The sequence below is a fragment of the Paenibacillus xylanexedens genome (assembly GCF_007676705.1).
Taxonomy (GTDB): Bacteria; Bacillota; Bacilli; order Paenibacillales; family Paenibacillaceae; genus Paenibacillus; species Paenibacillus xylanexedens_C.
In genome coordinates this window covers 226,186-239,364 of record NZ_VEBF01000003.1, presented here as the reverse complement: position 1 = coordinate 239,364, position 13,179 = coordinate 226,186, and the positions used below count along the sequence as shown (strand labels likewise).

Sequence of the window (13,179 nt, the reverse complement as noted above, 5' to 3'; positions counted from 1 at the left end):
GTGGTTCAAAGGAGCGCTTTGGTCATGACAGCCTACCGAAAACTGAGCATCAAAATGAAAATGTTTCTGATGATTATGTTCATGATGGCGTTTATCATCATCCTGGCGTTTGGGTCCCTGTATTATACGTACTCGGTGTATGACAAACAGCTATTTGATAAGTCGTCCCGTCTCCTGAACCTTTCCTCTTCTACAGTGGATGTTGAACTTCAGAAGTTGGAAGCGTTATCACTAAACATGATTTCCGATACGCAGATTCAAAGAGCTTTGAAGTCGTTGCTGGATGACGATAGCGCATATTCAAGCTTTATTGAACGAAAGAAGATCACGGATCGGCTATGGGAGCATATTAGTGGGGCTGCACGTTATGTGCAGTCCGTTCATCTGATTGATTCCAGGGGAAGAGTCAATAAATATGGCGAGACACTATCCGTATCTCAGGAAAAATATGATCGGATGATTGCGGCTGCGGAGCAGGCCAATGGTGCAGTACGCTGGTTATACCCGGATGACGATGACCCGATGCTGGTTATGGTCCGTCAGGTGCGAGCCTATGAACCGATGACCCTGGAACCGGTAGGTATACTGTTTCTGCGTATTAATATCGAGCGACTGGTTGAGGAGTATGCGGGCATTGACAGCCAGGACAGTGACATTATTTTAAAAGCAGGCAGTGAAGTTGTCTATCCCTATCGCCAGCTTCCGGAAGCGGTGTCCGCCGGACTGAATCCACTTCCAGGCAGTGGGGGATATGAGATCAAGAATCTGGATGGGAGGGAGATATTTCTTTCCCAGAAGAAATCCTCTTATACCGGCTGGGTTTATTACAATATGGCCTCTTATGATGAAATTTTTGAACGTATTATATGGTTGAAAAATATACTGATTGTCATCTATCTTATCGCAATTCTGGTCGTGCTTGCGCTCGGTATGGTCTTCGCACGCAGTCTGACGAGGCCGATCAGGCAGCTCATCAGTCAGATGAAGGAGGTTCAGTATGGGGATCTGGAGAACATAGATGCCAATCTGTCCATTCCAACACACCAGCACATGGATGAACTGGGATTGTTACAGCGTACGTATCGACTGATGATTACACATATTAATACATTGATCAAAGAAAATTATGCAAGCCAGCTAGTCATTAAGGAAACGGAGTTCAAGGCACTGCAGGCACAGATCAATCCCCACTTTTTGTATAATGCGCTGGATTCGATCCATTGGCTTGCCAAAAAGAACAGGCAGGAGCAAATCTCCAGTATGGTGCTGTCACTCGGATATTTGCTGCGTTCCTCCATCAGCTTCAAGCAAAATATCATTACCATCGCTGAAGAACTGGAGATCGTCAACCATTACATCACCATTCAAACCTACCGTTTCCGGCAGCGGCTGGATTTCCGCATGGATGTGCCCGCTCCCTATCTGGGGTGTGCCATTCCCAAGCTAACCCTGCAGCCCCTGTTGGAAAATGCCATTCAATACGGATTGGAACCACAGGTTGGATCATGTCTGATTCGAGTGTATGCCGAAATGTCAGATGGCAGGCTTGCCCTTATCGTTGAGGATCACGGTCCTGGCATGGAATCTCAATATGTGGAACAAGTGCTTCGTGGAGAAGTGAAAACCAGAGGTACAGGTATTGGTCTACTGAATATCAGGGAGCGGGTGCGTCTGGCTTTTGGCGAAGAATATGATGTTATGCTGGAGAGCGAGCTGGGGAGTGGAACGAAAGTAACGGTACTGCTTCCACCACCATCACCAGGTAAGGAGGAGAAGCTATGAGAAGATGGATGCGAATGATAGGCATGCTCTGTCTTATACTGACTCTTCCTGGCTGCGTGAGTCAATTGGATCAAAGGCCAGGCATGATTGTGGAGGAAGAACCGATTACGCTGCGAATCGCTTGGTGGGGCGGGGAGTTCCGCAACAATGCCACCATTGCTGTTATCAATCTGTATGAGAAGTTGAATCCACATGTGAACATCGAATACGAATATAGCAGCTTCAATGAGTATTGGAGAAAACTTGCCCCGCATGCAGCAGGCAATGCGTTGCCCGACATTATCCAGATGGACATCTCCTATCTGTCCCAGTACAGCTCGCTGCAACTGTTGGAGGATATGACGCCGTACATGCAGAGCGGACTGATTGATACAACAGATATTGAGAAGGAACAGCTGCAGAGTGGTAGCCTGAATGGAAAAACCTACGGGCTCAGTTTGGGTGTTAACGCCATGCTCAGCATCTATGATCCGGAAGTGTTGAAGGCCAATGATATTGAATTGCCAACGGAGACGTGGACATGGGCGGACTTTGACCGGATGGGCGAGCAATTACTGGAGAAGGGCATCTATTTGGGAACCTATTTCACACCGGAACAATTTTTCGCGTATTACTTGAGACAGTATGGTTCCAAGCTATACGCAGAGGATGGCAAGGGATTGGGTTATGAGGATGATGGGCTGTTTATTGAATACTTTGGCAGGATGCAGCAGCTCGCGGAAAAGAAGCTTATCTTTGCACCGGATATCTGGACGTCAGACATTGGCAAACCCGACAACGACCCGTTTTATCTGGGAGAGGCTTTGTTTAGCTGGGGGTATTCCAACCAATTTATCAGCACCGCTCAGCGTTATGGCAAGCCATTAACCATCTCCCCGATGCCTGGGCCAAACAGCCAGGATGGGTTGTTTTTGAAGCCAGGCATGTTTTTCTCCATGGCGGGCAATTCCAGACATAAGGAGGAGGCTGCCAAGTTCATCAGCTTTTTCGTGAATGATTTGGATGCCAATTTGCTGCTCAAAGGGGAGCGGGGTGTTCCTGTCTCATCCAGTGTCAAAGAGCGAATGAAGCTGCTGGTTGAACCGGAACTGGCGCAGGTGTTTGACTATATTGATTGGGTTGCCGATAACAGCAGCCCGATGGACCCACCTGATCCCGTAGGTGCAGCCGAGGTCACTGCGGTGTTACGTGAGTTGTATGATCTTCTGCTGTTTGGCAAAATTACGCCTGAGCAGGCGGCGGTGGAATTTCGTGAGCGGGCGAACGAAATACTGGGTGGGAAGTTATATAAATTGAACTAAACGTCACTTACACTTGCCACTCCGATGACAGAACAACCTTCTGATCGCTGTTATCCCCAGATTTTTTGGATTCCCTTTTTCAAAGGGGAAAATCCGGTGATAAAGGCGAACGCTCCCGCTTCTTCAGGTTATTTCTGTCCTCTTCGTTTTGTGTAAATATATAGTTCAATTTATATAACGAATAGTAATATAAAAACAACAACCTTCCCTCTAGTACAGAAGGAAGGTTGTTTTGCTGTTGTAGTGACTTATTTGTACAACTCATATATTGAACTAACTTATAGCTTTTAAGCTTACCTTTAACCAAACTGGGCTTGATGCAGTCGGCTGTACGAGCCTTTGCGCGCGAGCAGTTCTTCATGGCTACCTTGTTCGGCTACGCTACCGTTCTCTACCACCACGATGCGATCGGCGTGTCTGATCGTCGCCAGTCGATGGGCAATCACCAATGTCGTACGTCCTTGAGCCAGCTCGGATAACGCCAGTTGAATGGCGGCTTCTGTCTCAGTGTCGAGCGCGGAAGTGGCTTCATCCAGAATGAGAATGGGCGGGTTTTTCAGGATCATTCTTGCGATGGATAGACGCTGCTTCTGTCCGCCGGACAATTTCACGCCACGTTCACCGATCATGGTGTCCAGTCCATCTGGCTGGGATTGTACCAGTTCTTCCAGTTGGGCCCGGCGAATGGCTTGCCAGATTTCCTCATCGGAAGCATTCAGTTTGCCGTATGCAATATTTTCTCGAATTGTTCCGTCAAACAGGAAGATATCCTGCTGCACAATCCCGATATGGGAGCGCAGTGATTCCAGCGTCATGTCCTTCACCGGAATGCCATCGATGGAGATATGCCCCGTATCCACATCGTAGAAACGTGGGATCAGACTGCACAGTGTCGTTTTTCCCCCGCCTGAAGGTCCAACCAGAGCAACCGTCTGGCCTGCTTGAATATCCAGATTGACCTGAGACAGCGTAGATTTGTGTTCTCCATAAGAAAAGGTAACGTTATGGAAGGCAATATCACCTTTGACATTCGGAATCGGTTTCGCCTGAGGTGTATCTTCTACATCCGGCACAGCTTCAAGCAGCTCCAGGTAACGTCTGAATCCGGCGATGCCTTTGGGATACGTCTCGATGACGGAGTTAATCTTCTCGATCGGTCCGAGGAATACATTGGACAGCATCACAAAAGCGATGAATTCCCCGTAGGTCATACTGCCTTGAATGACAAACCAGGTTCCACATACCAGTACAAACAGTGATACAAATTTCATCAGAATGAAGCTAAGTGAAGAGTTCCAAGCCATAATGCGGTAGGTGATCAGTTTAGTGAGTCTGAAACGTTCGTTGTTCTCGACGAAACGTCCTACTTCATGTTTTTCATTGGCAAAAGCTTGTACCACACGGATGCCGCTCACATTATTTTCTACCCGTGCGTTATAATCGGCGATATCCGCAAACATGCGCTTGAACGCCTTGGACATTTTGCGACTGAAATACAGCGACAGGTAGATCATCAGCGGAACGATGATGAACGTCATCACAGCGAGCTGCCAGTTGATCCCCAGCATGATACCGAAGGCTCCGGCGAGTGTCATGAGGGCAATGAACAGGTCCTCGGGTCCGTGATGCGCGATCTCACCAATATCCATCAGATCGTTGGTCATGCGGGAAACTAGATGCCCGGTCTTATTGTTATCGAAGAAGCGGAAGGACTGCTTCTGTACACGCTGGAACAGTTCACGCCGCATATCGGATTCGATGTTAATGCCGAGCTTGTGGCCCCAATAGGTCACTGCATAATGGAAAAAGGAACTGAGCAGATAGATGCCGAGCAACCCAACACACGCCGCTAAGATCATGGACCAATTGCCAGCCGGAAGCAATTGATCGACCACCCGGTTAACGGCGAGTGGAAAGGCCAGCTCCAGCAGAGCGGCGGCGATTGCACAGGAGAAGTCCAAGATAAAGAGTCTTTTGTAAGGACGATAATAAGACATAAAACGGCGAAGCATATGTAAGTCCTCCTCGATATGACACAAATGCCCGAGCAGGCTGATTAGCCTGTCCGGACACCTGTATTCATGCTTATGTTATTTGCGGTTTTGCTCGGCACGTTCTACGATCATATCGGCGAATTCCTCAGCCTGACCTTGAATCGCAATCGGGTCGAAGTACCAGTAACGGTCTTCCAGCAACTCATACACCTGATTGTTTTTCACAGCCGGCAGGGATTGCCAGATGGCATCACCTTGGTAATTTTTATTGTTCTCTCCAACGGTTAAGAAGATATGATCCCCTGCATAATCACCAACAACTTCACGCGAAATTTCTTTCCATTGGGTATCACCCATCAGTTCTTTTTTGGTAATTTCGAGTGGGGCAAGTTGTAAAGCACTGTAGACCGCTTGTCCTCCTCGACCAAAGTTGTCTCCATATCCATAATAACTCTTGTCGGATACTTCAAGGATGGAGAAGGTTTCCTCCGGTTTGATGACTGTTTTCACCTTGGCACGAGCGGCTTCAATCCGTTCATCGTATGTTTTCAGCCAAGCTTCGGCTGCTTCGGATTTGTTCATCAGCTCACCGAATCCCCGGATTTCTTCATGCACATTGGTGAATGTACCATAAGGGATGACCACGGTCGGTGCGATTTTTTTATAACTTTCAATCTCTTCGGCTTGATCAGAGTAGGTAATGATCAGATCCGGATTCAGGGCAACGACCTTCTCCAGGGATACCGCCGCCCGATCACCGATACTTTCGATGCCCGCCACCTGATCTGCATAGAACGGGTTTTCCAAATAATATTGAACAGCCCCAACGGGTTTCACACCCAGTGCGAGCAGATCACTTACGTACATATCCGTGACGATTCGTTTCGGTTCAGCCGGAATTTCAACATCCCCGCTTAAAGACTTGTAGATCCGTGTAGCATTCGAATTGTCCGAACCGGACGACATGTCTGTGTTTGTCTCGGAAGAGCCGGTTGTCGTTTCTGTTCCCGCTGCCGATGTCTGTTCAGTGGCAGTCGAGCCTGTACCGCTGCTACAAGCAGCCAGAATCATAATAATGGCGAGCATAAGCAGCAAGCCGGAAAAGCGTTTTTTTGCAGCAAACATATTCTTGTTCCCCCTGTGTATAATCAATAATGATTATTATTCTCATTAATAACATAGAGGAAGATGTGATATTTGTACATGGACAACTATGATCACTACAGCATGGACAATTATGATGTCAGGTGACGCATGATATGCTTCAACTGCTCCATAACGGACAGGGGATCGAATCCATAGAACATGTCGGCATCAATCTCGTATACACGTCCTTCACGAACGGCGGAGAGGGTGCCCCATGATTCCTGATTCAGCAGGCTATCCAGCATTTCTCGTTCGGTGCGTTCCTCAGGGTAGGCAACAAACATGTGATCTGCTGCATACAAGTGAATCTCGGACAACGGAACATGAACGTACCCCGTGAGTAACTGTCCATCCTGCTCCATACGTGAGGGTGGAGTGAAGCCCAGCGATTGATACAGCACATGAGAAGCTCTGCCCCAGCCATGACCGTAGATATAAGCCCCGTCTTCTCCAATCATAAACATGCAAACGGCGGACCCTCGTGTTCCTTCCATCTGTTGGTCCAACGTATGATTGGCTTCTTGCTCAAGTTGATGATATCGATCTAACAACGCTTGTGCATTCGACTCCAGCCCAGTAATTCGGCCGAGATGGAGAAGCTGCTGCTGCCAATCGAGCTCCTCAAAGGGCATCAGGATAGTCGGTGCGATCAGACGCAGGTCATCGGAAGCGGGATGCGGTGCATAACCGACAATGACATCAGGATGAGCATTGGTAATCAGATCGGTCTGCTTAACCAGCTCATATTCGGAATGCTGTTCAAAATGTTCAGGACCATGTTCGCCCAATTTTTCTTCCATCCAGCTGGCTACGGCGCCCATGTGAGGCGTATGGCCCAGTGCCAGTAGAGAAGCGGTGTAGTTATAAGTTAGAGATACGATCCTTTTGGGCATTTTCCGATAGTGAGTTGGTGCAGAGCCAACCATCTGTTTGAATTTGCGGCTCAGATAGAAGGTGTCCCTGTAGCCTGTTAGTTGTGCAATTTCCTGTAGCGTAGGGTTCGCGAACAACAGATGCTCCTGAGCCATCCTGATTCTGAGACGGGTCACATATTCAACAAACGTAAGACCAGTATGTTTTTTGAACTCTCTTGAAAAATGCTCGGGACTCACATTCGCATCGCGTGCCAATTGTTCGCGAGTCAGCGGATGCGTATACATCTGATGGATATGTCTGAGCACAGCATCGAGCCAGGAGTGATCTTCATGAGCAGAATGAGCTACATGATCCCGCAAAATATCCAGTAATTCATAGAAAAGCATATGTGGCCTGAAGGGGCTCGAATCATGGCCTGTCGAACTTGCTTGAATCAGCTCTACTGTCCTGTCGGTGAGCGTCCGGCTCGCAATGGGGGCTGGTATCCCGAAAGGCCAGAACAGCTGTTCATTTTCAGTGGAATCAAAAGCAATAGCAATGCCCTGTATTGGCGATAGAGAGCCGCGGTTGTTCTCGTGCTGAAGCAGACTTCCGGCTTGACGGACGACTGCAGAGCCCGCATTTAATGTCAGTTTGCCCTCTGCACTGATCAGCCTGGCCTGGCCAGCAGTAATGACGTATAGTACATGATGTGTCCTCCACATCTCATCTGTTTGGGAGAACGCCTCGCGGTCATGAAGTTGAACCAGATGGCACAGCTTGAACAGGACATCAGGGATGGACTGAATTTTCTGCAAGGGAACTGGGCGCGACAGCGATTTTTTAGGATAAGTTGGTTTGGATGTATGCATTAAATAACCGTCTCCTTACATAGGTAGCAAGGGCATCATTCCTCTTATGCCCTTCGTATACTGGCGGAATTCTCGAATCTGAACTATTATGCAGTATATACTATAAACGAAGTGACGGGGATGGACAGATTGAGCATTTTATATTTTTCTGTGGAAAATGGATAAAGTGGTTGAAATCGCTATCAACACCGACTATAATGAAAATGTCGAAACGTTTCAATCTGACGTTTGCTACCCGTTTCATTGTGTTAGGCAATAACGGTTCATAGGACACCAGATTGAAAGACGCGTTATAACCATCATTATTGGTATAGACTGGAATGAGGTACATGTAACAGTGGTACCCTAAGGATGGAGACAAGGATTTTTTTTGAGAATACCTCGAAACGTTTCGATTGATAGTTAAACCATTGATAAGTAAAATGATTAATGAACGATTGTATAGGATTTAGTGGTTGTTAAGACCATGTACCGTATAAAATGTAGATAACCTTAGAATTTGTTCTAGTTTAGAAGGAGCGAACGTGGAATGGCAACGATTAAGGATGTGGCAAAGCTCGCAGGTGTAGCACTCTCGACTGCTTCCTATGCGCTGAGCGGGGATAGCAAGGTTAGTGCCAAGACCAAGGCTAAAGTGCTTGAGGCAGCACGAGAACTGAATTACCGCAAGAACGGCTTTGCCATGGACCTGAAACGGAGCCGTACGAACACCATCGCTTTAATTCTGACAGATCTGTCAGGTCCGTACTACTCGGAGTTGATCCGTAGTGTACAGGATGTAGCACTTGCGAACGGGTATGATCTGATTGCTTGCAGTTCCATGGGTGGACGGGATTCAACGGCAGTTCGATTTTTGCGTGAAAAAAGAGTAGATGGAGCCATCATCCTGGCGCATAACATTCATGATGATATTCTGGTGGAATCTGCCGGTCCTCGTTTTCCGATCATTGTGATGGATCGACAGCTGTCGAGTGACCATCTGGTCAACGTGCTGGTGGATGGAGAGCAGGGTGGTTACCTTGCTACCCGTCACCTGATTCAGGCAGGACATCAGAAGATTGCATATATCAGCGGTCCATCCAACTCGTATGACAATGCGCTGCGTTACCAAGGGTATCTGCGGGCGATGCGGGAAGCGGGACTTGAAGAAAAGTCCAAATGGCGTCTGAACGGCAATTTTGTGCGTGAGGGCGGATACAGTGCGACCAAGATGATGATCATGCAGGGCGAGCTTCCCTCAGCGGTATTTTACGGTAACGATGAGATGGCGATTGGCGGCCTGAAGGCATTGGAAGAGCGTGGTATATCGGTGCCGAATGATATTTCAGTGATCGGTTTTGACGATATTCAATTGTCCGAGTATGTGCGTCCACCGCTGACAACGATACGCCAGCCGAAGCATGAAGCGGGGTCGCTTGCAGGACATCTGTTATTCCAGATGCTCAACGGAGAAGCGGTGGATCCATCGTATACGTTAACGATTAATATGATCGAGCGCAGCTCTGTACGTTCGGTTTAGAACGGGTGTGGAAACGAAGAATTGCCTGCATGCTGAAGTGAAAGTTTAATGATGGGGTTATCGTCCGGACGGGCTGTAAATGGCCGGTTTGAAGAGGCCCCTATTCTTTTTCAAATGTATCGAAACGTTTCGATTTTAACTAATTCAAGGAGTGAACCTTATGACAACGATGATTAATGAACCGATCCGGTTGAGTGCCGGAGAGTTATCTTTTACCTTTTTGAACAGTGGAGACCTGTACCAGGTCACATCCGGCACAACCATGCTGAATCAGTTGCTCAGCAACCAGATTGATGGATCTTTGAACAACCTGTACCTGCGTGTGCATGAGGGAGAGAAAATCAGCTCGTTCCCGCTGCTGGGTGTACGTTCGAATAGCAAGGTAATTACAAGCAAGGCACAATCCAGCAACCAGTTGATCTGGGAGGGTACAGTCCAGCTGGAAGGCAAAGAACAAGGCGTTGGCTACCAGGTCGTATTTACGGCTACACCGCAAGGTGTTTGGTTCTGGGATGTGAAGCTCTCAGGACAACAAGATAACGTAGACGTGGTGTACGGACAGGATGTAGGGCTTGCTGATCCGGGTGCGGTACGCAGCAATGAAGCTTATCTGTCACAATACATCGACCACACGGTATTTGAAGATGAAGCCAAAGGTTATGTCGTTTGTTCCCGTCAAAACCAGCCTCAGGGCGGTGCATTTCCATATATGCAACAAGGTTCCCTGACCAAAGCAGTCGGTTACTCCACAGACGGATTCCAATTCTTCGGTCTGTCGTACAAGGAAACGAATCGACCAGAGAGCTTGAATCGCCCAATGTTGGCGAATGAGACGTATCAGTATGAATTTGCCTACACGGCGCTGCAATCTGAACTGCTGAATCTGAACGGAGAAGCACAGGTAGTCTTTTATGGACTAGCGAAGCCTAATCATGCCGAAGGAATCTCTGCACTGGAATTCGGGGATGAAGTTACTGCAGCATGGAATGAAGTACAGGCTCTGACTGTGGAGAAAGGTGACATGTTGGAACAGGTAAAACTTTCCTCCTTCCTGGGTGAACCACTGGTAACACTCGATCTGACGCAAGATGAGATTCATGATCTGTTCCCTGATCGTCATCAGGAAGAGCACAGCGGTGAGGAACTGTTATCCTTCTTCACAGGCAGCTATGAACATATCGTTCTGAAAGCGAAAGAATTGCTCGTAGAGCGTCCGCACGGTCACATTCTGATGAGTGGTGGAAACGTGCAACTTGGGGCACAGGTTATTACGACAACGTCGTATATGTACGGTATTTTCAACTCTCAGCTCGTTATTGGTAACACCAATTTTAATAAAATGATCAGTAATGCCCGCAATGCATTGAACGTGCCGAAGACGGCTGGACAACGCATTTATGTGGAAATGGACGGACAATATCGTCTGCTGACGATGCCTTCCTTGTTCGAGATTGGCTTCAACTATGTGCGTTGGATCTACAAAACCGAATCTGATACGATCATCGTGACGAACTATACAGGGGCACATACTACGGAAGTAAGCATGAACGTGCGCTCCACAAGTGGTACGGCATACCGTTACCTGGTAACAAACCAGATTACGATGAATGTGAATGAATACGAGTATCCGCTGCATATGACGCAGGATGGCGATACGTTGATCTTCAAGGCTGACCCACAAGCGATTAGTGCCGGAACGTATCCGGATCTGCAATACCGCATGTCGGTGAATGGTGCAGCTGTAAATGTAGGTGACGAAACGTTGCTGGCAAGTGGTATCCGCAGTGGGTCTGCATCTCTGGTTACGCTTAGTCTGGAAGCAAGTGCTGAATGGACGCTGAAGGTACAAGGGGTATTGGAAGGCCAAGTGGATAGCGGAGTGGCAGTGGGCTCAAGCCTGACGTTCGAAGAGGAAGTACAGGCATACCGCGAGTTCTTCGCAGGTGTGATGAACGGTTTCCGTTTGTCTCGTGGAGAAGGTCAGAGTGCTGAGGATCTGTTCAAAGTAAACGCGCTGGCTTGGTGGTACACCCACAATATGCTGGTTCACTACTCCGTGCCTCACGGTTTGGAGCAGTACGGCGGTGCAGCTTGGGGTACGCGGGATGTGTGCCAAGGTCCGGTGGAGTACTTTATGGCTACGCAAAAATATGAGCAAGTTCGCGATATCATCAAAATGGTCTACACTCACCAATACGAAGATGATGGCAACTGGCCGCAATGGTTCATGTTTGATAAATACTTTGCAATTCAACAGGAAGAAAGTCATGGCGATATCATCGTATGGCCGTTGAAAGTATTGGCGGACTACCTGACAGCAACTCGCGACTATGCAATCCTGGATGAGAAAGTACCTTATACCGTCAAGCATAGCTTCGGGTTCACGGAAGAGACAGCAACTGTACTGGATCATGCGAAAAAAGAGATCGAATATATCCGTTCGCACTTCCTGCACGATACGTTCCTTTCTTCCTACGGGGACGGTGACTGGGATGATACGCTCCAGCCAGCCAATGCACAGCTCAAGCAATACATGGTGAGCAGTTGGACTGTAGCACTGACGTATCAGTCCGTGAACGTGCTCTCGCAAGCCCTGAAATACAAGGATGCAGACTTTGCACAGGAGCTGGACGTGCTGGCTCAAGGCATCCGTGAGGACTTTAACCGTTACATGCTGGGCACAGATGTGATTCCAGGCTTTGTATACATGGAAGAAGCCGACCAAGCGAAGCTGATGCTTCATCCAACAGACACAGAGACAGGCATTCAATATCGTCTGCTGCCAATGACGCGCAGCATGATCGGTGAATTGCTGAATGCTGAGCAAGCTGAATCGCATTATGCCTTGATCCGTGAACAGTTCCTATGCCCGGATGGGGTGCGTCTGATGAATCGTCCAGCTCAATATGCTGGTGGTGTAAGCACACACTTCAAGCGTGCAGAGCAAGCGTCCAACTTCGGACGTGAGATTGGTTTGCAATATGTTCATGCTCATATCCGTTACGTGGAAGCGATGGCGAAGCTCGGCAAGACAGATCAGGTGTGGAATGGTCTCGCGATGATCAACCCGGTTGGCATCGGCGAGGTTGTACCTAACGCGGAGATTCGTCAAGCGAACTCGTACTTCAGTAGTTCAGACGGCAAGTTCAATACGCGTTACGAGGCACAGGAACATTTTGACCAGCTTCGTAAAGGTACTGTACAGGTGAAAGGCGGATGGAGAATTTACTCCAGCGGCCCTGGAATCTATATGAACCAGCTGATCTCCAACGCGCTTGGTATTCGTCAAGAGGGCGGCGATCTGGTCATTGACCCGGTATTGCCAGCTGAACTGGATGGTATGCAATTCGAATTCGAGTATGCGGGTGAGCCTGTGACGTTCATCTATCACTTGAATGAAGGTGCTGTGAGCCGTGTAGCGGTGAACGGTAAGGATATTCGTACCGAGCGTACAGCGAACCGTTACCGTCAGGGCGGGGTTAGCATTTCACTGGATGAATTCAGACAGGCACGCAGTGCAACTGAACGTGCAATTGTTGATATTTATATGTAAGAAATGAAAGTTATTTACATTGTTATTGGAACGAATTCCTAAAATGTAAGCATATATGCACCCCTTAGGTAGAATAGACACTGGAGAAATCTCGAGATTTCATCAATCAAATTCTAAGGGGTGTTTATCTTTTTCTTGATTTCATTAATGTCTAAAT

The 13,179-nt window shown here is 48.0% G+C and carries 7 protein-coding genes; 4 read left to right on the top strand and 3 right to left on the bottom strand.

Annotation, left to right across the window (positions count from 1 at the left end):
- Window positions 1-24 precede the first annotated feature (24 nt).
- Both FS628_RS18980 and FS628_RS18975 read left to right on the top strand, forming a co-directional pair.
- Window positions 25-1,782, top strand: coding sequence for a sensor histidine kinase (locus FS628_RS18980; protein ID WP_145324543.1), 1,758 nt, complete (start codon window positions 25-27; stop codon window positions 1,780-1,782).
- Window positions 1,779-3,083 (top strand): ABC transporter substrate-binding protein, encoded by a 1,305-nt coding sequence (locus tag FS628_RS18975; protein WP_145324541.1) that lies wholly within the window; start codon window positions 1,779-1,781, stop codon window positions 3,081-3,083. The genes FS628_RS18980 and FS628_RS18975 overlap by 4 nt, the downstream gene beginning before the upstream one ends.
- Before the next feature lie 299 nt (window positions 3,084-3,382).
- Here the strand turns inward: FS628_RS18975 and FS628_RS18970 are convergent, their stop codons facing one another.
- From FS628_RS18970 to FS628_RS18960, 3 genes are all read right to left on the bottom strand, one after another.
- Window positions 3,383-5,095, bottom strand: coding sequence for an ABC transporter ATP-binding protein (locus FS628_RS18970; protein ID WP_145324539.1), 1,713 nt, complete (start codon window positions 5,093-5,095; stop codon window positions 3,383-3,385).
- Between the two features lie 78 nt (window positions 5,096-5,173).
- A complete protein-coding gene (locus FS628_RS18965) occupies window positions 5,174-6,202 on the bottom strand; it encodes an ABC transporter substrate-binding protein (protein WP_145324537.1) in 1,029 nt (342 codons plus the stop codon).
- 110 nt (window positions 6,203-6,312) lie between these two features.
- Window positions 6,313-7,950, bottom strand: a complete 1,638-nt coding sequence (locus FS628_RS18960; protein ID WP_145324535.1) for an AraC family transcriptional regulator — start codon at window positions 7,948-7,950, stop codon at window positions 6,313-6,315.
- A 529-nt stretch (window positions 7,951-8,479) separates the two neighbouring features.
- Between FS628_RS18960 and FS628_RS18955 the strand changes: the two genes are divergently transcribed.
- On the top strand, window positions 8,480-9,469 hold the full coding sequence (locus FS628_RS18955; protein WP_145324533.1) for a LacI family DNA-binding transcriptional regulator: 990 nt from the start codon (window positions 8,480-8,482) through the stop codon (window positions 9,467-9,469).
- A 160-nt stretch (window positions 9,470-9,629) separates the two neighbouring features.
- Complete coding sequence (locus FS628_RS18950) at window positions 9,630-13,022, top strand: GH36-type glycosyl hydrolase domain-containing protein (protein WP_145324531.1); 3,393 nt, start codon at window positions 9,630-9,632, stop codon at window positions 13,020-13,022.
- Window positions 13,023-13,179 lie beyond the last annotated feature (157 nt).

Bases quoted from the DNA above. Each gene is read 5' to 3' on its own strand.
- FS628_RS18980 (WP_145324543.1), top strand. From the start codon at position 25: ATGACAGCCTACCGAAAACTGAGCATCAAAATGAAAATGTTTCTGATG.
- FS628_RS18975 (WP_145324541.1), top strand. From the start codon at position 1,779: ATGAGAAGATGGATGCGAATGATAGGCATGCTCTGTCTTATACTGACT.
- FS628_RS18970 (WP_145324539.1), bottom strand. From the start codon at position 5,095: ATGCTTCGCCGTTTTATGTCTTATTATCGTCCTTACAAAAGACTCTTT.
- FS628_RS18965 (WP_145324537.1), bottom strand. From the start codon at position 6,202: ATGTTTGCTGCAAAAAAACGCTTTTCCGGCTTGCTGCTTATGCTCGCC.
- FS628_RS18960 (WP_145324535.1), bottom strand. From the start codon at position 7,950: ATGCATACATCCAAACCAACTTATCCTAAAAAATCGCTGTCGCGCCCA.
- FS628_RS18955 (WP_145324533.1), top strand. From the start codon at position 8,480: ATGGCAACGATTAAGGATGTGGCAAAGCTCGCAGGTGTAGCACTCTCG.
- FS628_RS18950 (WP_145324531.1), top strand. From the start codon at position 9,630: ATGACAACGATGATTAATGAACCGATCCGGTTGAGTGCCGGAGAGTTA.